At 37.4% G+C, this 23296-nt stretch carries 17 protein-coding genes and 1 tRNA gene; 2 read left to right on the forward strand and 16 right to left on the reverse strand.

What is annotated here, in order from left to right; translation table 11 throughout:
• Positions 1-33: 33 nt before the first annotated feature.
• From bioB to B0E44_RS16610, 3 genes are all read right to left on the reverse strand, one after another.
• Positions 34-1119, reverse strand: a complete 1086-nt coding sequence (gene bioB, locus B0E44_RS16600) for a biotin synthase BioB (RefSeq protein WP_077377826.1) — start codon at positions 1117-1119, stop codon at positions 34-36.
• A 99-nt stretch (positions 1120-1218) separates the two neighbouring features.
• Positions 1219-1656, reverse strand: coding sequence for a hypothetical protein (locus B0E44_RS16605; RefSeq protein ID WP_077377829.1), 438 nt, complete (start codon positions 1654-1656; stop codon positions 1219-1221).
• Between the two features lie 424 nt (positions 1657-2080).
• A complete protein-coding gene (locus B0E44_RS16610; RefSeq protein WP_077377832.1) occupies positions 2081-3025 on the reverse strand; it encodes a bifunctional riboflavin kinase/FAD synthetase in 945 nt (314 codons plus the stop codon).
• 216 nt (positions 3026-3241) lie between these two features.
• Here B0E44_RS16610 and B0E44_RS16615 point away from each other — a divergent pair, with 216 nt between their 5' ends.
• Positions 3242-5929 carry a reprolysin-like metallopeptidase gene (locus B0E44_RS16615; protein ID WP_124019366.1) on the forward strand — a complete coding sequence of 896 codons (2688 nt, stop codon included), beginning with the start codon at positions 3242-3244 and terminating at the stop codon, positions 5927-5929.
• Between the two features lie 58 nt (positions 5930-5987).
• Here the strand turns inward: B0E44_RS16615 and pth are convergent, their stop codons facing one another.
• The 3 genes from pth to B0E44_RS16630 all read right to left on the reverse strand — a co-directional run bounded on the left by pth (position 5988) and on the right by B0E44_RS16630 (position 8702).
• Positions 5988-6614: an aminoacyl-tRNA hydrolase gene (gene pth / locus B0E44_RS16620; protein ID WP_077377838.1), complete on the reverse strand. Its 627-nt coding sequence runs from the start codon at positions 6612-6614 to the stop codon at positions 5988-5990.
• 422 nt (positions 6615-7036) lie between these two features.
• Positions 7037-7645 (reverse strand): 50S ribosomal protein L25/general stress protein Ctc, encoded by a 609-nt coding sequence (locus tag B0E44_RS16625; protein ID WP_077377841.1) that lies wholly within the window; start codon positions 7643-7645, stop codon positions 7037-7039.
• Positions 7646-7760: 115 nt separating this feature from the next.
• Positions 7761-8702 carry a ribose-phosphate pyrophosphokinase gene (locus B0E44_RS16630; protein ID WP_077377844.1) on the reverse strand — a complete coding sequence of 314 codons (942 nt, stop codon included), beginning with the start codon at positions 8700-8702 and terminating at the stop codon, positions 7761-7763.
• A 219-nt stretch (positions 8703-8921) separates the two neighbouring features.
• Here B0E44_RS16630 and B0E44_RS16635 point away from each other — a divergent pair.
• Positions 8922-9001 (forward strand) — tRNA-Leu (locus B0E44_RS16635).
• Positions 9002-9078: 77 nt separating this feature from the next.
• Here B0E44_RS16635 and B0E44_RS16640 read toward each other — a convergent pair.
• The 10 genes from B0E44_RS16640 to B0E44_RS16685 all read right to left on the reverse strand — a co-directional run bounded on the left by B0E44_RS16640 (position 9079) and on the right by B0E44_RS16685 (position 23285).
• Positions 9079-9549, reverse strand: coding sequence for an OsmC family protein (locus tag B0E44_RS16640; protein ID WP_077377847.1), 471 nt, complete (start codon positions 9547-9549; stop codon positions 9079-9081).
• Between the two features lie 244 nt (positions 9550-9793).
• A complete protein-coding gene (locus B0E44_RS16645; RefSeq protein WP_077377850.1) occupies positions 9794-10981 on the reverse strand; it encodes an aldose epimerase family protein in 1188 nt (395 codons plus the stop codon).
• A gap of 118 nt (positions 10982-11099) precedes the next feature.
• Entirely contained in the window at positions 11100-12608 is a 1509-nt protein-coding gene (gene araA, locus B0E44_RS16650; RefSeq protein WP_077377852.1) for an L-arabinose isomerase, read from the reverse strand.
• An 86-nt stretch (positions 12609-12694) separates the two neighbouring features.
• On the reverse strand, positions 12695-13396 hold the full coding sequence (locus B0E44_RS16655; protein ID WP_077378350.1) for an L-ribulose-5-phosphate 4-epimerase: 702 nt from the start codon (positions 13394-13396) through the stop codon (positions 12695-12697).
• A complete protein-coding gene (locus tag B0E44_RS16660) occupies positions 13380-15071 on the reverse strand; it encodes a ribulokinase (RefSeq protein WP_077377855.1) in 1692 nt (563 codons plus the stop codon). The genes B0E44_RS16655 and B0E44_RS16660 overlap by 17 nt, the downstream gene beginning before the upstream one ends.
• 83 nt (positions 15072-15154) lie before the next feature.
• Positions 15155-17140 carry an alpha-L-arabinofuranosidase C-terminal domain-containing protein gene (locus B0E44_RS16665; RefSeq protein ID WP_077377858.1) on the reverse strand — a complete coding sequence of 662 codons (1986 nt, stop codon included), beginning with the start codon at positions 17138-17140 and terminating at the stop codon, positions 15155-15157.
• 69 nt (positions 17141-17209) lie between these two features.
• Positions 17210-19174 carry a glycoside hydrolase family 127 protein gene (locus tag B0E44_RS16670; protein ID WP_077377861.1) on the reverse strand — a complete coding sequence of 655 codons (1965 nt, stop codon included), beginning with the start codon at positions 19172-19174 and terminating at the stop codon, positions 17210-17212.
• Positions 19175-19446: 272 nt separating this feature from the next.
• Positions 19447-20427 carry an arabinan endo-1,5-alpha-L-arabinosidase gene (locus tag B0E44_RS16675; RefSeq protein ID WP_077378353.1) on the reverse strand — a complete coding sequence of 327 codons (981 nt, stop codon included), beginning with the start codon at positions 20425-20427 and terminating at the stop codon, positions 19447-19449.
• 164 nt (positions 20428-20591) lie between these two features.
• Positions 20592-21581, reverse strand: coding sequence for a glycoside hydrolase family 43 protein (locus B0E44_RS16680; protein WP_124019367.1), 990 nt, complete (start codon positions 21579-21581; stop codon positions 20592-20594).
• Between the two features lie 84 nt (positions 21582-21665).
• Positions 21666-23285 (reverse strand): arabinan endo-1,5-alpha-L-arabinosidase, encoded by a 1620-nt coding sequence (locus B0E44_RS16685; RefSeq protein WP_077377864.1) that lies wholly within the window; start codon positions 23283-23285, stop codon positions 21666-21668.
• Positions 23286-23296: the final 11 nt, after the last annotated feature.

The raw sequence follows: 23296 nt of genomic DNA on the forward strand, positions 1-23296 counted from the left end.
TGAAAATGGGGGTTTACAGTATTTATAAAAAAATTATTTTCCTTTTATGGATGCTTCCAAGTTTTTCTCAATCGTATGGCCTGGTCTAGTCCATTTTGGTTTTTCGCCTAGTGCTTCAAATTGTGAGTCCACTGCTTCAACAGTTGGTCGCTGTGCAGCTTTTTTAAATGGCTTTTGAGGCTTTAGACCCAATAAATCAAACATTTTCATGTCTTCATTAACATCTGGATTTGGTGTTGTAAGTAATTTGTCTCCTGCAAAAATGGAATTGGCTCCAGCAAAGAAACACATCGCTTGTCCTTCACGGCTCATATTCATTCTTCCAGCCGATAAACGAACTTGAGTTTCAGGCATCACAATTCTGGTGGTTGCAACCATTCGAATCATTTCCCAAATTTCAACCGGTTTTTCATTTTCCATCGGAGTTCCTTCTACTGCCACTAACGCATTGATTGGTACCGATTCTGGTTGTGGGTTTAAAGTAGAAAGTGCTACTAGCATTCCTGCTCTGTCTTCAACACTTTCTCCCATTCCTATAATTCCACCACTACAAACCGTAACGCTAGTTTTACGAACGTTTTCTATAGTTTGCAAACGATCTTCAAATCCACGAGTAGAGATCACTTCTTTATAGTAATCCTCGGAAGTGTCCAAGTTGTGATTATAAGCATAAAGACCTGCCTCTGCCAATCGCTGTGCTTGGTTTTCGGTAATCATACCCAGGGTACAACATACTTCCATGTCCATTTTGTTGATGGTACGAACCATTTCCAAAACTTGGTCAAATTCAGGACCGTCTTTTACGTTTCTCCAAGCAGCTCCCATACATACTCGGGAAGAACCTCCTGATTTGGCTTGAAGAGCTTGTGCTTTTACTTGGTTTACTGACATTAGATTATTTCCTTCAACTCCGGTATTGTATCTTGCGGCTTGTGGGCAATAGCCACAATCTTCGGAACAGCCACCAGTTTTAATGGAAACCAAAGTAGAAACCTGAACCACGTTTGGGTCGTGATGCTCCCGATGAATAGAAGCTGCTTCAAAAAGCAAATCCATCATGGGTTTATTATAAATAGCAATAATTTCTTCTTTCGTCCAGTTGTGTTTTGTGATACTCATCGATCCTTTATTTTGATGCCCCAAAAGTAATCAAATTGTTCCAAAGAAGCAACGAGCCAGACTTAAAAAGACTTACTATGAATTGTTTAAAAGGATAGTTTAATCGGCAATAAATTTGTCATTATAGTACAACATAAACAACAGAGTTACAATTATTGAAGATGCAATTCCTTCAAAAAACAAGGTAAAACAATACATATTGATTGATGGATGACCACCAAATAGAAAGGTCTCCGATAGATTATTGATATAAGCATCACCGCCTCTCATATAGCTGTAAATCAGCAGTCCTACAATCGATAATGAAACCCCTACAAGACAAGTTGTCAAGGCAGCCATAGCGTTAGAAACAAACTTTCTCTTGCCATGTGTAATTCTTGATCGCAGGGTATCATTTACGGCATAAATAATGAAGAACACGTTAAGTAATCTCAAATAGAAAATATTGGATAAACCCAAAAATTCCATTAAAAGGAAATACGTGCCTATTGCTATAAAAATGAAGAACCCGTTTTTAATTTCTTTTTTTACTTTCATGTCGTTGGGTTTTAAAAGTTAGAAATTTATTATATGTTTGGTAATCAGGTATGTTGATATAAATTTACGAAAATAATCGACGCAAATGTAATAATTGGAAGAAGAGTTTTTTCTCCGTTATACTGTAATGATAGTGGATTCATTTGGTTCCAAAATGATTTTGGCAGGTGGCAACAATTTCTATTAAAAATAAGAGTGTTATTTTTAATAGTGATTCATTGGATTTTAAGTTCAATACTGTGATGACAGTATAGAAAAGGGGTTTTATCGAGAAAGATAATGTTATTCGAAAGATTTTATACCAATAATTTTTATAAAAAAGTCCAATTTTTCAGTTCGAGTGCTATCGAAAACCTTTATTGCATCTCGACTGCGCTCGATGTGATAAAAATACGATTGGACTATATTGCAGTCGCCTTTGGTATTATTGATTTTTAAAATATTCCAAAGCTGTATTTCTATCTTTTTCCAATTGCTCTTTTAAATGAGCTACCGAATCAAATTTTTCTTCAGATCGGATTCTTTCCAATATGGAAACAGTAATTTTTTGACCGTATAAATCTTGATTAAAATCGAAATAATTGATTTCAATAGTTTGATTCTTGCCCTCTACAGTGGGGTTTAAGCCAATGTTCATCATGCCCAGCACCGTTTTTGATTTGATGACACTTTTGACAATGTAAACACCATTTTGTGGAATAAGTTTAAAATTTTCTTCCGGTTTTAAATTGGCTGTAGGAAACCCAATTGTTCTTCCCAGTTGTTTTCCTTTGATAATAATTCCGGTTAAAGAGTAATCATAACCCAAGTATTCATTGGCTAAAGCCACATTGCCGTCGATTAATGCCTGTCTTATTTTTGTGGAACTTACAGATACTTCCTTGATTTCCTGAGCCGAAATTTCTTCCACCTCAAAATTGTATTGTTCTCCGAAAGCTTTTAAATCATCAATGTTGGCAGTTCTATTGCGTCCGAAACGATGATCATGACCAATTATTATTTTATGGATATGGAATTGATCGACCAAGATGTTTTTTACAAATTCCTCAGCAGTCAATCTGGAGAAACTTTCGTCAAAGGGATGAATGACTAAGTTTTGTATTCCAATTTTATCCAAAAGTTCTATTTTTTCGGCTATTGTATTGAGCATTTTTATATCTGAATCCTCTTGTAAGACCATGCGAGGATGCGGAAAAAAAGTAAGTACCAGACTTTCATATTTTTCGTTTTCAGTGTTTTGAGTAACTTTTTCCAGTATTTTTTTGTGCCCAAAATGAACACCATCAAAGGTTCCTAACGTAAGAATTGTTTTTTTTGCATTTTCCCCAGATGCAATTTGGAAGTCGTTTATGGAATGAAAAATTTTCAAAGTACCTATTTTTATATATTTTGCAAATTTATAGTATCTATTTTAAAAAGAAGAATAAGAAGTTTCTATTTTTATTAATTATAATGCTTGTTATGTTAAAATGAATCTATTTATGCCTATTATTCTACTGTAATTGCTGCTTTTTTTAAATCGTTTTTCAAATCGTTGTATATTCCATTGTAAATGAATTAATTTTGTGTATCAATTTTTAGAATTATGAGTAAATTACTATTTTGTTTAGGGTTGTTAACTATTAGTTTTGTTGGTTTTTCTCAAGCCAAATCGTCTTGGACAGCGGTGGGTTCTTCCCAAAAGGGGATTGCCCAAAGTAAAGAAAACAATTTGGGATCGGAGCATCAACTTTTGTACAACTTAAACGAAGTTGAATTTAAACAATCGCTTGAAAAACTACATTCTGGTGCTTCATCAGTCAAAAGTATAGTTGTCGCAATTCCGAGTAGTACTGGTAAAATTGAGCAATTTAGTGTTGTGGAATCTTCTAATTTTACTCCTGAGTTGCAGGCGAAATATCCGGAAATCCGTGCCTATTCAGGTACGGGAATTACTGATCCAAATGCGTTTATTAGTTTTAGTGTTTCTCCAAAGGGTATTCAAACTATGGTTTTAAGAGGGGATAGTGATTCTGAATTTATTGAGCCATTTGAGAAAAATAAAACCATATATGTGGTTTCTAATTCTAAGAAAAGAAGCAAGGGAGTTTTGCCATTAACCTGTAAAACGGTGGATGTTGAGTTAAATAAGGCTTTGGTCAAAAAAACAAGTCAGATGAAATCCAATACTGGTGTTTTTAAAACGATGCGATTGGCATTGTCTTGCACGGCTGAATATACACAGTATTTTGGCGGAACCAAGAATGATGCCTTGGCTGCAATGAGTGCTACTATGACAAGGGTAAATGGTATTTTCAATAGAGACTTAGCGGTTAAATTGGAAATCATTGCTAATAATGCTGACATAATTTATACCAATGCTGCTACCGATCCTTATTCTGATGCAGCCGCTGGTGTTGATGATGGTGAGTGGAATTTGGAATTGCAGAAAAATTTGACTTCGGTGATTGGCAATGCAAATTATGATATTGGTCATTTATTTGGGGCTACCGGAGGTGGAGGAGATGCTGGCTGTATTGGGTGTGTATGTGTTAATCCACCTGATTCTGAGTCCTATGGAAAAGGAAGTGCATATACTTCACCATCAAATGGAGTACCCGAAGGTGAAACTTTTGATATTGACTATGTAGCGCACGAAATGGGCCATCAATTGGGCGCAAATCATACTTTTTCTCATGATATTGAGGGAACTGGGGTAAGTGTTGAGCCCGGTAGTGGGTCAACTTTAATGAGCTACGCCGGAATTACTGATTATAATGTTCAAAGTCAATCGGATGATTATTTTGCGTATGCTAGTATCAAGCAAATACAGGATAATTTGGCACCAAAAACCTGTCCAGTTTCTACGACATTGAACAATCAAACACCAACTGTCAATGCGGGATCAGATTATACCATACCAAAAAGTACGGCTTTTGTTCTAGATGGATCTGCTTCAGATCCGAACGGAAATACACTGACCTATTGTTGGGAACAAAATGACTCGGCTACTGACCAAAGTCAAGGAAACAGTATTGCGTTTTCAACGAAACCTAATGGACCCAATTTTAGATCATTTTTGCCTAGTAATGCTACCAAGCGCTATTTTCCAGCTTTCGGAAAAGTATTGGCAGGTCAATTGGTTACTACTTGGGAGGCGATTCCATCTGTGGCAAGAAATTTGAATTTTGTATTTACGGTTAGGGATAATGCCTCTTTGGGTTTTGGACAAACTAATTCGGATGGGATGGTACTTACTGTTGATGGAAATAAAGGGCCATTTGCTGTGACTTCACAAAACACCTCCGATTCCAGTTGGGTTTTGGGTTCTTCACAAACGATAACTTGGAGTGTAAATAGTTCTAACTTATTGGTAGGAGCAGCGAATGTTAATATTAAGCTATCTACAGATGGAGGCTTGACTTTTCCAACGGTTTTGGCATCCTATACCCCAAATGATGGTTCTGAAGTTGTTACGGCACCCATGACGGCGGCCAAGAATTGCAGAATTTTGATAGAACCGACAGCCAATGTTTTTTATGCGGTGAACAGTAAGTCATTTGCAATCGGTTACAGTACAGTTACTTCTTGTAACTCATATCCATTTACAGGAGCTTTTCCAGTTGCAATACCGGAATCACAAACGTATGCAGAGAAAACCATTGTAGTGCCGGCATCCACTTCGGAAATAACCGACGTAAATTTTGATCTAAAGTTTACACATACCTATTTGTCTGATGTTCAAATTGAACTGGTTAGTCCAAGCGGAACGACTGTAAAACTGTTTGATAGGTCTTGTGGGTCTACCGATAGCAGTTTGAATTTGACCTATGATGACTTGGGGGGGACTTTAAATTGTGGTTCGACTGCGATCCAAACGGTTTTTCCGGCAGGTACTTTAGCAGCTTTTAATGGGGAAAATCCTCAAGGCACTTGGAAATTGAAATTTAGAGATCCTCTTGTCAATGACATAGGAACAATCGATTCGGCATCCATACAAATTTGTTCAAGTACTTACACTACTTTGGCAACTCCTAGTTTTGAAATCAATGATTTTGTGTTGTATCCGAATCCGAATAAAGGAGAGTTTACTATTCGGTTTTCAAGTTCCAATGCTACGGATATTAAGGTTTCTGTAGCCGATATGTTAGGTAGAAAAATATACCATAAAGAGTTTGAGAACACTGGAGATTTCAATCATAATATTCAATTGAAGAGTGCATCAGCTGGAACTTATATCGTTACTGTGGTTGATGGAGATAGAAAAGGTGTTTCTAAAATTATAGTGGAATAGATTTTTTTAAACTTATATAAAAAGGGAGACATTCGAATGTCTCCCTTTTTGTTTTCTTTTATTTTCCGTTAAAAGTGGTCATGGTGTTTTCCAGTCCTGCTGTTCCAAAAGATTTAATGATTTCGGAAGCGAGTTCCAGTCTTTCGGGAAGTTTTGCTTTTTCATTGTCATCCCAATCTCCCAATACATAATCGACTTGTTGTCCTTTTTTGAATTCGTCACTAATTCCAAATCTGAAGCGGGTGTATTCTTGTGTGTTGAGAACGAGATTGATGTTTTTGAGTCCGTTGTGCCCTCCATCGCTCCCTTTTTTTCGGATGCGAATGGTTCCGAACGAAAGATTTAAATCATCGGTAATGACAAATATGTTTTCGAGCGGAATATTTTCCTTGTCCATCCAATATTTTACAGCTTTACCGCTAAGATTCATATAAGTATTAGGTTTAAGCAGTAAAAAGGTTCTTCCCTTGAATTTGTATTCGGCGAGTGCACCCAGTTTTACGGTTTCGAAAGAGATTCCTTCTTTCTTGGCCAAGAAATCTACGATTTTGAAACCAATGTTGTGTCGGGTGTTTACGTATTCGGAGCCAATGTTACCTAGGCCAACGATTAAAAATTTCTTCATGTTATCTGTGTTCTCTTCTGTTTTTGGTGATGAAAACAGGTTTTGGATCCATTTTATCATCGTGCAAAAATAGGTTTTCTTTGTGAAATTGGCACACAGATTAAACGGAATAAGCAGATTTGCACTGATTTTTTAACCGCAAAGTTCGCAAAGGAAGCGCAAGGGACGCAAAGCTTTACGAACTTTGCGGTTAGTGTGACAGCAAAAATAAAACCATAAATCCTAACTAGCCCCGATGGGAGGGAAAACCCCCCGCTTTTGGGCGGGGATTGGAAGGACAGCGGGAATCCCTGTTACCTGAAATACCCGATCTTTCGCTTCTGATTTTAAAAAGTTAGCCACAAATTACACAAATTTTCACAAATTATAGTTTAAAGAAATCAGTGGAAATTTGTGGTAAAAAAATAATTGCACAAATCGAGTTAGAGCAAAAAAAAGCACCAGTTGTGAAACTGATGCTTTTGATATAGATTGAAAAAGTATTATTTTTTCTTTTTTGCAGGAGCTTTTGCTGCTTTTGCTGCTTCTTGCGCTGCTTTCATAGCCGCACGAGAGATCTTCACTTGACAAATTACTGTATTGTCTGGGTGCATGATTTTGAAGTTTGGTGTTGGCACTTTAGTAACGTATAATTTGTTACCCATGTCAAGAGGTGTAATGTCAGCTTCAACAAAATCTGGAAGATTTTTTGGTAACGCTTTAACTTTCAATTTACGAGTATTCAAACGTAAATCTCCACCTGCCATAACTCCTTTTGATTTTCCAACGATTTTTACTGGAACTTCAATAGTGATTTCTTTGTCATCAAAGATTTGAAAGAAGTCAATATGTAAAATTTTGTCAGATACCGGGTGAACCTGGATATCTTGTAAAACAGCGTTGAAAGTTTTTCCATTTCCAAGTTCAATCACAACTGTGTGTGCGTTTGGAGTGTAAACCAAGTTCTTGAAAGCTATAACTTCCGCTGAAAAATGAACTGCTTGACTTCCTCCGTATAATACGCAAGGAACCAATCCAGCATTACGTAAGGCTTTAGTAGCTACTTTGCCCACGCTTTCTCTTTCTGATCCTTTAATTGTAATCGATTTCATTGTAAATATTTATATAGTTATTAATTAAACTCTTTTTTTAGTCCTTAATGGTTAGTTTTTTAGTCCTTATTGGCTGACTAATCGCTAAGGACTAATCACTGGGGACTAAGAAAATCTACATTAAAAACTTTCCGCTAATGGAATTGTTGTGGTGTACCATGTGCATTACTTCGGCAAAAAGAGGTGCACAACTCACTACTCTTATTTTGTTTGATTGTTTTTTTAACGGAATAGAATCGGTTACGATTAGTTCCAACAATTTTGAATTTTCAATTTTTTCGTAAGCAGCACCAGATAATATGGCGTGAGTACAAATTGCTCTTACGCTTAAGGCTCCTTTTTCGATCATTAAATCGGCGGCTTTCGCCAAAGTTCCTCCTGTGTCAATCATGTCATCCACTAGGATTACATTTTTGCCTTTTACTTCTCCGATAAGCTCCATTGTTTCGATAACGTTGGCTGCTTTTCTTTGTTTGTAACAGATTACTACTTCAGAATTTAAGAATTTAGAATAAGCGTAAGCTCTTTTCGATCCTCCCATGTCTGGTGAAGCAATCATTAAATTGTCTAGACCTAAACTTTCTACGTATGGTAAAAAGATAGTGGATGCAAAAAGGTGATCTACTGGTTTCTCGAAGAATCCTTGTATTTGATCAGCATGCAAATCCATGGTCATTATCCTTGTTGCTCCTGCAGCATCTAGTAAATTGGCTACTAGTTTTGCTCCAATCGGCACTCTTGGTTTGTCTTTTCTGTCTTGTCTTGCCCAACCGAAGTAAGGTATAACAGCTGTAATGTGTCTTGCTGATGCGCGTTTTGCAGCGTCAATCATCAACAATAATTCCATTAAATTATCGGCAGTAGGAAACGTTGAGCAAACTATAAAAACACGTAACCCTCTGATTGACTCTTCGTAAGAAGGTTGAAACTCACCATCGCTATAAGTAGACATGGTAACTTTCCCCATTGGGATTCCGTATTCCTTTGCAATTTTCTCTGCAAGATATTCACTTTTTGAACAAGCAAAAATTTTAGCTTCTGGTTCTAGGTGTGACATTTAATTTGTTGTTTTGTAGTTAGTTGTGGATTCCTTTTTTTAGGAGGTGCAAATTTAGAAAATAAAATCAACTCTGAAAGGAAAAATTTAAGTATTTTTATTAGAATGTTTAAAAATATTTTTTACATTTGCACCGTGTTAAAGGAAAAGATAATTGTTAATATAAATTGTCTCTTTATTGCGTTTGGAATGATTGTTTATTATTCCATGTCTAGCTAAGCCCGGATGGCGGAATTGGTAGACGCGCTGGTCTCAAACACCTGTGGGAAACCGTGCCGGTTCGACTCCGGCTCCGGGTACAAAAACCGCTTCGAAAGAAGCGGTTTTTTTGGTTTTATGGTCTTTTTGTTTCACTTGTAATGTCAAGGATCAATATTTATTTTACTCCACAATTTGCATTATGCAAAACGGGGAAATTACAGGAATTAGCAATAAAACATAATTGATTTGCTCTTTTATGTAAATCCAAAGCCAGTTGAATTTGACTTGAATTGGAAATCTTTACTTCAGGATTTAATGTGACTGTAACAAAACGCCCGCTTCCGTCTGGAGAAACCTCAAGCGTTGCTTCGGCATTGTCTGAATACTCCAAAACTTCTATTCCGTTTTGAGAGCAGATATACAAATAGGACATCATGTGGCAGGAAACCAAGCTGCTTAAAAGTAAATCTTCCGGATTGTATAATTCCGGATCACCTTTGAACGCTTTCGCAGCCGAAACATTTAAAATTGGTTTTCCTTCGATCAAAACAGTATGGCTTTTACTGTAAAACCGCTTTGTTGAATCTTCTTGATTTTGATTTGAAGTCCATTTTACTTCTGCTTTAAATAAATGCTTGAATGCCATTTTTATCAAATTTAATTAGAAAATTTTCTACCATGAATTTGCTTCGCCTGTCCGCTATCGCTCTGGCTACGAATTTATACAATTTGAATGACTAAAGAATTAAATTCATGGCAAACCTAATTCCATAAAAAAACCTCAGAAAGTACAAACCTCCCGAGGAATTTTTAAAACTAATTTTCATTAGCTTTAGACTAGATATCTAACTAATAACTAAATTTTATATAATAACTAGTATGTTTTTAAATTACTTAACCGAAAATTTAAAAGTTGTTTTTGTTTTATAATTTTCTCCCGGACTTAACACAGTCGTTGGGAAATCTTTTTGATTTGGAGAATCTGGATAATGCTGTGTTTCAAGACAAAAACCAGTTCTGTGTGCATACGTTCCGCCGTTTCTCATTGGTAAAGTTCCGTCAAGGAAGTTACCAGAATAAAACTGGATTCCTGGCTGATCGGTGAAGACTTCCAATAATCTTCCACTTCCTGTGTGATAAGCAGAGGCTACCAAACGGTCTCCTTTGTCTTGGTTGTTCAACACCCAGCAATGGTCGTAACCCAATCCTTTTTTCAATTGATCGTCCGCAGCATTAATTTCTTTTCCTGCCAATTTAGGTTTTCTAAAATCGAATGGCGTATTAGTCACATCAGTCAATTGCCCAGTTGGAATAAGGGTAGCATCTACAGGAACCAATTTGTCAGCATCAATAGTAATTTCATGATCCAAAATTGGTTTAGAAAAATCAGATGATAGATTGAAATAAGAGTGCTGCGTTAAGTTTACAATTGTTTTCTTGTCAGTTGTAGCTTCGTAAAGCACGTCCAATGCGTTGTCTTTGTTCAAAGTGTAAGTAACAAAAACGGTTAAGTTTCCAGGATATCCTTCTTCACCATCTTTGGCTACATATTTCAATTTTAGCGAAGCAGTATCACCGCCTTTAGCTTCTTCCGCAGTCCAAACTACTCTGTGGAAACCTTCTGGTCCTCCGTGCAAAGCATTTGGAGTATTGTTGATAGCCAATGAATATTGTTTTCCGTCCAAAGTAAATTTACCTTTCGCAATTCTGTTGCCAAATCTTCCAATTAGCGCACCAAAATACGGATTGGCTTTTTGGTATTGTTCCAATGAATTAAAACCAATTACCACCTCTTCTGATTTTCCTGCTTTATTAGGCACTTTTAAGGACGAAATAATTCCACCATACGTAATGATGTTTACTTCCATTCCTTTTTGGTTTTTCAAAGTATATTGGTCGATTTGAACCCCTTTATCGGTTTTACCATATACCGATTTTGCTATAGATACTGAATCTGTAGCGTTAGCTTCTTGCGCAGTTTCTGCCGCGTCCGCTTTTTTCTCTCCTTTGCACTGTATATTCATACTTACTAAACTTAAAATGGAAATTCCATAGACAAAACGTTTTACTAGATTCATATATTTTATTATTTTTTGGTTTTTTAGTTATTTAAAAGGCTAAGCCTTAAAGTCAAAAATATAAAAATTTAATTCTATTTCTTCTGACTTTAAGACTCTGTTATTTAGACCTAAATTATTATAGACCGTGTTGAAACAAATGGAAATAAGCTTCATTAGCATTGATAGTATCTTTGAAATTGCGGATAGTCGTATTTGCATCGATTACCAATAATTCGATACCAGCAATATCAGCAAAATCTTCCATAAATTCAGTAGTTACCGCTTGACTATAAACTGTATGATGTGCACCACCAGCTAGAATCCAAGCTGTAGCAGCGATGTCAAGGTTCGGTTTGCAGTCCCACAATACGCGTGCTACCGGAAGTTTTGGCAATTCAGCCATTGGTTTTACAGCTGTTACTTCGTTAACTATTAATCTAAAACGAGTTCCCATATCTACAAGTGATACATTAATTGCATCTCCGGCTGGTGAATTAAATACCAAACGGGCTGGATCTTCTTTTCCTCCAATTCCTAATGGATGTACTTCGCAAGATGGTTTTCCATCAGCGATAGATGGGCAAATTTCCAACATGTGTGATCCCAAAACATATGATTTTTGAGGTGTAAAGTGATACGTATAATCTTCCATGAAAGAAGTTCCTCCTTCAAGTCCTACATTCATAACTTTTAACGCTCTTACCATTGCAGCAGTTTTCCAGTCGCCTTCTCCACCAAAACCGTATCCATCGGCCATTAAACGTTGCGTTGCAATTCCAGGAAGTTGTTTCCAGGCTCCTAAGTTTTCAAAAGTGTCTGTAAATGCTCCGAAACCTCCTTCTTCAAGGAAAGCTCTCAATCCCAATTCGATTTTTGCAGCATCTGCCAATGATTGTCTTTGAGCTCCGCCTTCTTTCAATGATGGAGTTAAGTTATAAGAAGCTTCGTAAACAGCCAATAAATCGTTCAATTGTTTGTCGGTTACTTTTTCCATGTGTTTTGTAACATCGGAAGAATCGTATCCATTTACAGAAACGCCAAAACGAATTTGAGCTTCTACTTTATCTCCTTCGGTAACAGCAACTTCACGCATATTATCACCAATACGAGCTACTTTTAGATTTTGTAATTCGTTCCAACCCAAAGCTACTCTTGTCCAGTTTCCTATTTTGGTTTGAACACGTTCGTCTTCCCAGTGACCAACAATTACTTTGCGTTTTTTGCGCATTCTGGACATGATAAAACCAAACTCTCTGTCTCCGTGAGCCGATTGGTTCAAGTTCATGAAGTCCATGTCAATACTAGCCCAAGGAATTTCTGCGTTGAATTGTGTATGTAAATGGCATAATGGTTTATTCAAAATACTTAAACCACCAATCCACATTTTGGCTGGTGAAAAAGTATGCATCCAAGCTACAATACCAATGCAGTTTTTGTTGGAATTCGCTTCCAAACATACATTCAAGATTTGTGCAGGTGATTTTACCACATCTTTGTATACCAATTTCACTGGTAATTTCGAAGAGGCATCCAATCCTTTTGCAATTATTTGAGAATGTTCAGCTACTTTTCGTAGTGTTTCTTCACCGTATAATTCTTGGCTTCCTACTACAAACCAAATTTCTTTTTGAGATATATCTATCATTATGTTTTTTGTTTAATTATTTTAAATGTTTAATTGTTTAAAAGTTTAAATTGTTTAAACTTTTAAACAATTTTAAACCTTCTCCTTTACTGTCCGTAATAGGAGTCTTTTCCGTGTTTGCGTTCATAATGCTTTTTGATTAAAGAATCTTTTAATCGAGGAGCATTAGGGTTTATTTGCAAAGTCAGGTATGCCATTTCGGCTACGACTTCCAATACTTTACTGTTGTATACTGCTTTGGCAGCATTTTTCCCCCAAGCAAATGGACCGTGGTTTCCTATTAGCACCATTTCTGTCTCTTCATATGAAAGGTTTTTTTCTTTGAAACAATCCAAAATCTGGATTCCGGTATTATGCTCGTAATTACCTTCGATTAAGTGATCTGCCATTGGTTCTGCACATGGGATATCTGAGGTTAAATGGTCGGCATGAGTGGTTCCAAAAATTGGAATGTCTCTTTGAGATTGTGCCCAAGCCACTGAATAGGTCGCATGTGTATGCGCCACACCACCAATGTTTGGCCAATTTTTGTATAAATAAGCATGCGTTTTTGTATCAGAAGATGGGCGTAAGCTTCCTTCAATAACGTTATTGTCAAAATCAACAATCACGATATCTTCGGGTTTTAAGTCTTCGTAAGGAACACCGCTTGGTTTGATGGCAAAAACACCTTTCTCGCGGTCAACTGCACTTACGTTGCCAAAAGTATAAACTACCAAATTCAATGCATTCAACTGCATATTTGCTTCGTAGCATTCTTGCTTTAAATCTTTATATATAGAGCTCATTTTTTCTTTTTTTAATTGATGGATCAGCATAAGCGCTTAATTGGTCGTATGCACAAAGCAATTTGTTGTAAGCAGCTACTTTATCTAGTTGCGGAGCATATTCGCTTTCAAAAGGACTACCCATTTTTTGGCTCGCTTCAATCACGTTTGGATAAATTCCGGCAGCAACGGCAGCATATATGGCAGCTCCCAATGCAGGTGCCTGATCTGACAAAGCTACTTTGATAGGTTTGTTCAGAACATTAGCTAAAGTCTGCATGATAAATGGCGATTTACGCGCCACACCTCCAATGCCAATTACGGTGTCAATACGAACGCCTTCTTCTTCAAAACGATCCACTATTTTTTTAGAACCAAAACAAATCGCATTTACTAATGATTTGAATACATGCGGTGCTTTTGTTCCTAAAGATAAGTTTGCAATTGCGCTTTTAAGTTCTTGATTTGCATCTGGAGTTCGTCGCCCGTTAATCCAATCTAAGGCAACTGGTATGCTTTCTGATAACGGAATTTTTTCAGCTTCAGCAGTTAACTGCACGATTAATTTATCGCTGATTTCCGCTTTCAATTGTTCTTTTTGCTCGTCAGTCAAAAGGGTAGAAGTAGCTAATAAATTATCGGTTGGCCACAATAATAATTCTTTGTACCAAGCCAGTAAATCTCCAAAAGCAGATTGTCCGGCTTCTAGTCCAATATATCCTGGAATTACAGAACCATCAACTTGTCCGCAGATTCCGCGAACTGTTTTTGTTCCAATAGATTCTTTTGTATCAACAATAATGTCACAAGTTGAGGTTCCCATTACGCGAACTAAAGTGTGCTCGTCTATTTTGGCCCCCACAGCTCCTGAATGTGCATCAAAAGTTCCTACTGCAATAACGGTATCAGTAGAAAGCCCTAATCGTGTTGCCCATTCTTGGCTTAAATTACCTGCTACTAAATCGGATGTGTAGGTTTCATTATATAATTTTCCGCGAAGTGTCGCTAGATATGGATCTAATTTTCCTAAAAATTCTTCAGGAGGCAAACCATTCCAGTCTTCGTGCCACATTGCTTTGTGACCCGCAGCGCAACGGCTTCTTTTGAATGTTTTTAAATCTTTATTTTCGATTAATAAATACGTCATTAAATCGCAATGCTCCATCCAAGTGTAAGTTGCTTTTTTAACTGCTTCGTCTTCTCTGGCAACATGTAATATTTTGGCCCAAAACCACTCTGAAGAATAAATTCCTCCTTCGTATTTTGTGAAATTTTCTCCACCCCAGTTGGCTGCCAATTCATTTATTTCGTTCGCTTCATTTATCGCCGTGTGATCTTTCCATAAAACCATCATGGCATTTGGATTATGTTCAAAGCCTTTGGTCAGTGCCAATGGTGTTCCATCTTCGGCAACTGGTACTGGTGAAGATCCTGTGGTGTCGATGCAGATGCTTCGAATAAGTGAAGGATCTACTTTACTGTTTTCGACTACATATTTTATGGTAGTTTCTAATCCTTCGATGTGATCCAAAGGATGCTGGCGAAACTGATTTATAGAGGCATTACAATATTCTTTGTTTTTCCATCGCTTGTAATCACAAACGCTTGACGCTAATTCCTGTCCATTCTCAGTGTCAATTAATACTGCGCGAACAGAATCTGAGCCATAATCTAATCCTATTACATAATTTTTCATCATGATTCTTTTTATATAGTACAAATATATATATAATTATTTAATAAGTGTATAAAAAACACTTAATTTGTTTTGCTTTGAAATTATTTCATTTTCAACTTCAAAACTGTCACAGAATAGGCAGGAACATTCAAAGCTGCTTTTTCGCCTTTCAACGTATATTCGCTTTCTTTCGGGCTGATTTTTTTAGGTGAAGCAAATGAATTTTCATCATTAGTGTTTGGGCTTGTAAGAGTAATTACGGTTCCTTTGGACTGCAATTTGCTGCCTTTTAAATCAAGACTCAAGTCTTGTGCTTTCGCAGAAGTGTTTACTATTTTTACAATTACTTCTTTGGTGTCAACATCTTTCACTGCCGATGCAAACAAGTCATTTTGACCAGTTAGTGCATTACCATCTTTGGTTATCGATAATAAATCAGTTCCTTTATTGTTTGCGAATAATTTTTGCACATAATAATTAGCCGTTCCATAAGTTTCTAAATTGTTGAACCAAATCATATCAGGTGTCCATTGCCATGCTTCGGAATGCGCCATTAAAGGTGCGTATGAAGTTAAGTGAACCACTTCTGCATTTCGTTCCAGACCTGTCATAAAAGCAGCTTCGGAGAAAGCGCATTCCCAAGTATTTTTGTTTTCAGGGCTTACTGTAGCAACACTCTGTGCTGCATATTCTCCAGCAAACACTTTTGGTCCTTTTCGGTCATAATTGTCGTAACGGGTTGCATTTTCTCTAAACCATTTTGCATCTTTATAATAATGCTCGTCTACAATTTCAGCATTTAGTTTTTTTAATTCCTGCATGCCATAAACAAAATAATCACCTTCTGGAGATGGTCCGGCACCCGAAACAATAATTATGTTTGGATATTTGTCTTTAATGGCTTTTTCAAAAACTTTGTATCTTTCGATGTATTGCGGCCCCCATTGTTCGTTACCCACACCGATGTGTTTTAAATTAAACGGTTTTGGATGTCCCATATCCGAACGCACTTTACCCCAAGGAGTATCAACACTTCCGTTTGCAAACTCAATTAAGTCCAAAGCATCCTGTACGTAAGGATCCAGTTCAGCCATAGGAACCAATTCTCCAGTGTTGAACTGGCATGCCATACCGCAGCTCAAGATAGGAAGAGGAGCGGCTCCAATATCTTCTGAAAGCTGGAAATATTCAAAGAATCCCAATCCGAAAGTCTGGAAATAATCAGGTGCAGGTCTGTGTTTGAATTCGATGTTCCAACGGTTGATTAAGGTTTCTCTTTTATCCACATCACCAACTGTTTTTTTCCATTGGTAACGTTCAGCAAGCGTTCTTCCTTCAACGATACAGCCACCTGGGAATCTCAGGAATCCCGGTTTCATATCGTATAATAACTGTACAATGTCTTTACGCAGGCCATTTTTTCTATTGTTCCAAGTGTCTTCTGGGAATAATGAAATCATATCTAAATCGATAGTTCCTGTTCCTTGAAAAGTGATTTTCAATTGCGCTTTTGCTTCTGTTTGTGCAGCTGTAAATTGTGCAGTGTAATTTTGCCAATCGGTAGCAGTAGGGGTGATGCTGGTTTCGCCCAGAACTTTTTTGTCTTTATCAATAAACTGAATTATAATTTTTTTGATGCTGCCGCTTGGGTTTGCCGCTTTTAGCGAAAGATTGTATTTCGCATCTTTCTTGATTCCCATACCACGGAAACCTTCATTGATTATTTCGAATCCTTTGTCGTCATTGATAAGCACACGGCAAAAGTTAGGATTGGTTTTGTTCTCTTTTACTTTGATGGTCGTGGCAATACCCGATTGTTTGTTGAAAGAATGTCGATCACTGTTGGGTTGTGCCCAACCCATAAGCGGGGTGTCAAATTCGAAAGAACGGTTTTTAACCATTTCTGCATACAAACCGCCATCGGCTGCAAAGTTGATATCTTCAAAAAACACACCATACATAGTTGGCTGAATCTTGGTAATGGTTTTGCTGGTGTTTACTTCAAGAGTTGTTTGCTGCGCATTAGCATAAATGCCATTTAATAAAAGACCGCAAAGGGTTATTTTGGTGATTAAATTTGGTTTCATATTTTTTTATTTCTTTTTTTAGTACAAAAATCTTAGCCTCTCAGTAACTTAGAGACTTAGTCTCTTAATTTATTTTTTTAAATCTATCCAAACTTTCATTTTTCCGACACCTCTGTTTGACCAAGAGTAATATGGAATTGCTTTCAGTTTGTCTGTTTGAATAGTATTTACTCCTTCTAAAAGATTATCTTCTTTAACAACTTTAAAAGTGTCATTGGCGTCGATAGTGATTTTGTCAAAGTTGGCTGGATTGTCTATTTCTTCGATAGCATATACAATCGGGCCGTATTCTAAAGCCACTTTCCCGATATTGCCTTCTACTTTAGTATTGGTTACCACTTCTTTTACTTCCATTGGGAAATCAAGTGTTATGATTTCGCCCTTTTTCCATTTTCTTGTAATGGTAATGTATCCATTATCATCTTTATATTCTGTAGGTTTTCCGTCTATCGTCAACGCAGTTTTTGCGGAAGCGACACTTTTATAAGTGTATAAATCTCCCGGCAAAACTTGATTTCTGGCCCAACCAGGAATTCTTAGTTTTACAGTGAATTCGCTTTCTTTTTTAGGAGAAACAGTTATTGCAACTTTACCGTCCCATGGATAATTCGTTTTTTGGGAGATTTCCAGTTCGGTTTTGTCCAATGCAATTTTTGCTGTATTCGAAGCGTATAAATTTACATAAAGCTCATTTTTGTTTGTCGAATAAATCAATCTAGGAATTGAAGGGATAAAACGAATTAAATTGGTTGGACAACAAGAACAGTCAAACCAAGACTGGCGGGTGCAAGAGCCTCTGTTGTTTTTATGAACCCCATCGGATTCCAGAGCATTAGGATAGAAAAATTGTTTTCCGTCTAATGAAATTCCAGAAATTAATCCGTTGTATAATGAGCGTTCGATTATGTTAAAATAATCCGAGTTTCCTGTCATGCTGTGCAGTCTGTGGTTCCAGTACACATCGCCAATGGCGGCACAAGTTTCGTTGTAAGCGGTTAGGTTAGGCAGTTCATAGTTTTTGCCAAAGGCTTCTCCATCATGGATGGCGCCAATACCGCCAGTGATGTACATTTTTTTGTTGACCATATTAGACCATAAAGCATTTACTGCATTCAGGTAGTCTTTGTCGTTATATATTGCGGCAATATCAGTCATTCCTGCATACATATACACGGCTCTCACGGCATGGCCAACCGCTTCTTTTTGTTGGATAACTGGAATGTCATCTTGTGCATAAGCACCATATAGTTTATGGTTTTTTGGATTCCCTCTATTGTCGAGATAGTATTTGGCTAATTTCAGATAGGATTTGTTATTGGTGATTCGATAGAGATTTACCAAACCGGTTTCAACGATTTGATGGCCCGGCACACCTTGAATCTGATCGGGATTGTCACCAAAAGTACGCACTAACATATCGGCAGTTTTGATGGCGATATCCAAGAAATTTCTTTTTCCAGTTGCTTCATAATGCACTACCGCGGCTTCTATCATATGTCCAGGGTTGTACAGCTCGTGACTGATTCCCAACGATTCCCAACGTTTTCCTTCAATAACCGGAACCCAAGACGCAGGTGGTTTGGCTGGATTGATGGTTCTCCAAGTGGTTAAATATCCGTCTTTTTCTTGGCCTACTTTGATAATTTCGATTAGGGAATCCAATAATTTTTCCAGTTTTGGATTGGGTTCACTTATTAAAGTATTCGAAGCGCCTTCGATTATTTTGTAGACATCGGTATCGTCAAAAGGCATTTGTCCTTTTACTTCTCCTTTCATTTTGCCCCCAGCAATCAGGAAATTGTCAAGACGGCCTTCTTCCTCACATTTATGAATGGCGTAATCGATGGTTTTTTCCTGAACTCTTTTTATAATTGGCAGCCAAAAAGCGTCAGTTAGTTTTACGTTTTGAATGTTAACTGGCGTTATGGTATATCCTGAGTTTTTGGATATAGCGTTCTGAGCATTCATAGCGCTTGAGAGCGATAATGAAGCGAACAGAAGCAATGTGTGGTTTTTTAAATTAAAAATTTTCATATATGTAAAATTTAATTGTCATTGGTCATATATGGTATCGCCTTTTTATTTGTTGGTGTTTGCTTTCGCAAACTGTTTGTTAATGACGATTTCATAAACGGTTTTTATTAGCAAGCTGCAAGATAAATAAAATAAGTGTATAAAATACATTTTTAAAATAATTTTATGGATTCTAAAAATTTGAGACACTCAGTTTCTAAGATTATGTAGGTAACTTTAGCATGGAAATGATTTTTTTCTAACTCAGAATCTTAGCGACTTAGTCTCTTTTCTTAAAGTGTTGGCCATAAATCAGCATCCCATTGCAATTGTTTTATCTGCAAAAGAGGCTTTCCATTTTGTTTGGCATCATAAGCGTGATAGATGATATAATCTTTTCCCTCAAAAGTGTAGGTGCTGTTGTGCCCGGCTCCGAACCAGTTTTTGTCTCCTTCAATTAATAAAGTTCCTCCACCATGATTTAATGATATTCCTTCTTTGTCAAGATAAGGTCCTGTAATGGTTTTCGATCTTCCAACAACTACTTTATAGGTGCTTTTTTCTCCTCGGCAGCATAAATCCCAAGAAAGAAATTGATAATAATAACCATTCTTTTTGAAGATAAAAGGAGCTTCGAGTGCGCCGTCTCCCGGATCGGAATCAGCCAGTTCGAATGTTCTTTTGCGTTTAGCAATCGTATGCCATTCCTGTGGCTGTGCAATTGATTTTAAATCAGGATTCAATTTGACCATTTTTAATCCTTCCCAGAAAGAACCGAAAGCCAGCCAAGGCGTATTATTTTCATCGAATGTCAAATTAGGATCGATAGCATTCCAAAGATCTCTGTTGGGAACGGACTGAATCACAATTCCCTGATCGACCCATTTGTAAGCTGGGTCTTTTGGATCTAAAGTTGTATTGGTTGTTACACCAATCGCCGAAGTATTTTTTGCGAAAGCGGAAATCGAATAATATAAATAGTAAATATTGTTGTGAAAAGAAATGTCCGGAGCCCAAATGTGGTTGTCAAAACCGGGAACTACTGCGTCTACCCAAAGCGGTTTTTCTGGGAAAATTTGAGGTTCCTTATTCCAGTTTTTTAAGTCCTTGGAACTGAAAACGCTGATTCCTTTTCCGGTGCAATACAGGTAGTAGGTGTCTTTTTGCTTGATCATCACAGGATCATGAACGGTAATGTCTTGTGCAACTGTGGATGTCCCAATTAAAAGAAGTAAGAGGGAATATAGGAGTTGTATGTGTTTATGTGGTTTCATGGTATGGTTTTTTTTAAACATATAATAATCTTTCTTTTCTCTCGCAAAGAGGCGGAGGCGCAAAGAAATCAGTTCTAAACTTTGCGTCTTTGCGTCTTTGCGAGAAAAACAATTCAGTAAATCTTAGTGTGAAATTCTGCATTCATATTGATGCAATTTGCAATCTACTTCGTTATTCCCTCCGTTGTCATAATCACTCGTTTCATCGACCCGTCTTTGTTGTAAAACAAACGATCTACACAAACCGACCTTCTAAAACTGCCGCCATTCGGCTCGATGCTTCCATTGTGGTAAATGAAATAGGATTTTCCTTTGAAATCGATAATCGCTTGGTGATTGGTATTCGAATTTCCTGCTATTTCATTCAAAATTCCTTTGTATTCCCATGGTCCAGTAATGGATTTACTCATAGCGTAAGCAATTTTCTCAGGAAACTGATAGGCATACGATAAGTAATACCAGTTTTTGTGTTTGTGAATCCAAGGTGCTTCGGTGAAATTAGGTAATGAAATGGTTTGGATGGGACCATCAAGTTCTGTCATGTTTGCTTTTAATTTGGCATAATGGCAAACTGTATTTCCCCAAAAAATATAGGCCTGTCCATCATCATCAATCATCACAGTTGGGTCGATATCATCCCAGCTAATATTGGTTTGGGTCGTCATATCATTTGTGATAAGCGCTTTTCCTAATGCGTCTTTGAAAGGACCAGTTGGGCTGTCTGAAACAGCAACTCCAATCGCTTTTCCATTTATGGTTCCGTGTTCAACAGTAACATACCAGTAAAATTTGCCATTGCGCTCAATCACTTGTGCAGCCCAAGCATCGGATTTTGCCCAAGCGAAATCAGTCACTTTCAGCGGAACGGGATGCTCCTGCCAATGCACCATATCTGATGAAGAATAAACAAGCCATTCGTTCATTTTATAAAAGTTAAAATCATTTGGAGCTTCATCGTGTCCGGCATACAGATACACTTTGTCTTTGTAAACCAAAGCGGCAGGATCTCCTGTGTATTTGTCTTTTATAATTGGATTATTGGTAACTGGTGCGGTTTTTTGTTCATTGGCGGGAGCCAAAGCTTTATCTTGTGCTATTGTTTTGACTGATGTCATCAAGACAAAAGAAAGTATTGGGATAAATATTTTTTTCATTAGAGTCAGATTTTATAAAAACGGGATTTGCCGAAATTCAAAACCCTTTTTTAAAGCTTAAAAAAGGGTTTTGATTGTAAAAGTTTAATTTATTTTTTTGCCCCAAATAGGAACTCCAGCAGCAGTAAGTCCAGAATAAGTTAGCGTTACTTTGCGCGTGGCACTTTCCCAGTCCCAAGCATCGCTTACTTTACATTTTATGCCATTTACAGTCAATGTTTTGGCAGTACTGTCATAAGACCAAGTGCCAGTAACACCGCCACTTACTTTTTTGTCAGCTGTTAAGTAGACAGTCACTGATTTTTGAATCACAGCATATTGGTAATTCATTGTAATTTGTTCCCAACTCCCAACAAATGAAGCTTCTGAAATGGTGGTTTCCGGTACAGCAGCATATCTTTCAGGATCAACAACAGGCCAGCCGTCTTCTGTCCATTTTATGGCACGAACGTGTCCCATCATAATAGCATTTGACGCATTGATTCCGGGCACATCCTTTGGCAAACGAGCTTGTGAGGCGTAAAACCATTGTTTGGTTTCTGGGTTTTGAAAAACAGAACAATGCGAAAATCCAACCCATCCTGTATGACCATTGAACCCATAAGGATGTGTAAGCATTGGCCAGCAGTCGGCTCCATTTGTTACATTGGCACCGTTGATTCCTACGAAAGGCCCTGTAATGCTTTTGGAACGGCAAACTCTAGTATTGTATGGAACATCCAAACCATCATAAGCCAAGAAAAGATAGTAATATTGGTTATCCGGATTGTATATGATTTCTGGTCCCTCAGATGCTTGCCAGCGGCTAGTAGCACTTCGCGACGCTATTTTTGTTCCATAATCGCTCAACGTTTTCAGCTGATCTGGTTTTCCGGTTGCAGGATTGAGTTTTAACGAAGCAATACCCGAATGCCAAGAACCGTATATTAGATGGTGTTCTCCTTCTGGAGTGATAATTAATGTAGGGTCGATGGCATTGAATTTGAAATAGGCATTTTCCCAATTTCTAGCACCAGTAAAAGAGTATGGTTTTACTCCATCAGGTTCTGAACATACTACCATTCCTTTATCTACCCATACATTTGTTGCTAAATCGTCAGACTCTGCCAATCCGATAAAAGCTCTTTCTGACCATGAAGCTTCAAAATTGGTTCCAACAATTGGCTCGTCTACCACAATGCTGTAATACATTCGGTACTTACTACCTACTTTCTTGATGTAAGGTGCCCAATAACCCATTCTAGGATTTTCAATCGGAGGTAAAGCAGGAACCATTCGGGCTCTTTTATTATTCAAAGAATCTTTTATCCAAGCAGGAGCTGTGGCCATAACCGACCCCATATATTCCCAGGTAACAAGGTCTTTCGAACGTCTGTAAGGAAAATGTCCGTGACCATCATGAGCGTTTCCATAGGATGCATCGGTTTGGTACATATAATAATATTCGCCACATTTTTCTACTGACGGATCATGAACATTGGCTAAATTCCATTGTGAATTAGTACCCCAAGAAGCTATAGATGAATAATTATCGGCATACGTTGGTCCATTAAAAGTTGGCGTAGGCGTAGGTGTCGGAGTGGGGGTAGGTGTAGGTGTTGGTGTAACAGTTGGATCATCTTTGGAACAACTGGCCACAGAAAAGACTAGCAATGCGATTGCAGTGTTTAATCCTAATCTAAAAATTGAATTTGACTTATTCATTTTTTTGTTTT

This window comes from Flavobacterium sp. A45 (assembly GCF_002001005.1).
Taxonomy (GTDB): domain Bacteria; phylum Bacteroidota; class Bacteroidia; order Flavobacteriales; family Flavobacteriaceae; genus Flavobacterium.

Coding starts and splice junctions, on each gene's coding strand:
- araA (WP_077377852.1), bottom strand. CDS start 12,608: ATGATAGATATATCTCAAAAAGAAATTTGGTTTGTAGTAGGAAGCCAA.
- B0E44_RS16630 (WP_077377844.1), bottom strand. CDS start 8,702: ATGTCACACCTAGAACCAGAAGCTAAAATTTTTGCTTGTTCAAAAAGT.
- pth (WP_077377838.1), bottom strand. CDS start 6,614: ATGATAAAATGGATCCAAAACCTGTTTTCATCACCAAAAACAGAAGAG.
- B0E44_RS16655 (WP_077378350.1), bottom strand. CDS start 13,396: ATGAGCTCTATATATAAAGATTTAAAGCAAGAATGCTACGAAGCAAAT.
- B0E44_RS16645 (WP_077377850.1), bottom strand. CDS start 10,981: ATGAATCTAGTAAAACGTTTTGTCTATGGAATTTCCATTTTAAGTTTA.
- B0E44_RS16675 (WP_077378353.1), bottom strand. CDS start 20,427: ATGAAACCACATAAACACATACAACTCCTATATTCCCTCTTACTTCTT.
- B0E44_RS16640 (WP_077377847.1), bottom strand. CDS start 9,549: ATGGCATTCAAGCATTTATTTAAAGCAGAAGTAAAATGGACTTCAAAT.
- B0E44_RS16670 (WP_077377861.1), bottom strand. CDS start 19,174: ATGAAAATTTTTAATTTAAAAAACCACACATTGCTTCTGTTCGCTTCA.
- B0E44_RS16680 (WP_124019367.1), bottom strand. CDS start 21,581: ATGAAAAAAATATTTATCCCAATACTTTCTTTTGTCTTGATGACATCA.
- B0E44_RS16605 (WP_077377829.1), bottom strand. CDS start 1,656: ATGAAAGTAAAAAAAGAAATTAAAAACGGGTTCTTCATTTTTATAGCA.
- B0E44_RS16660 (WP_077377855.1), bottom strand. CDS start 15,071: ATGAAAAATTATGTAATAGGATTAGATTATGGCTCAGATTCTGTTCGC.
- B0E44_RS16665 (WP_077377858.1), bottom strand. CDS start 17,140: ATGAAACCAAATTTAATCACCAAAATAACCCTTTGCGGTCTTTTATTA.
- B0E44_RS16625 (WP_077377841.1), bottom strand. CDS start 7,645: ATGAAATCGATTACAATTAAAGGATCAGAAAGAGAAAGCGTGGGCAAA.
- bioB (WP_077377826.1), bottom strand. CDS start 1,119: ATGAGTATCACAAAACACAACTGGACGAAAGAAGAAATTATTGCTATT.
- B0E44_RS16685 (WP_077377864.1), bottom strand. CDS start 23,285: ATGAATAAGTCAAATTCAATTTTTAGATTAGGATTAAACACTGCAATC.
- B0E44_RS16615 (WP_124019366.1), top strand. CDS start 3,242: ATGAGTAAATTACTATTTTGTTTAGGGTTGTTAACTATTAGTTTTGTT.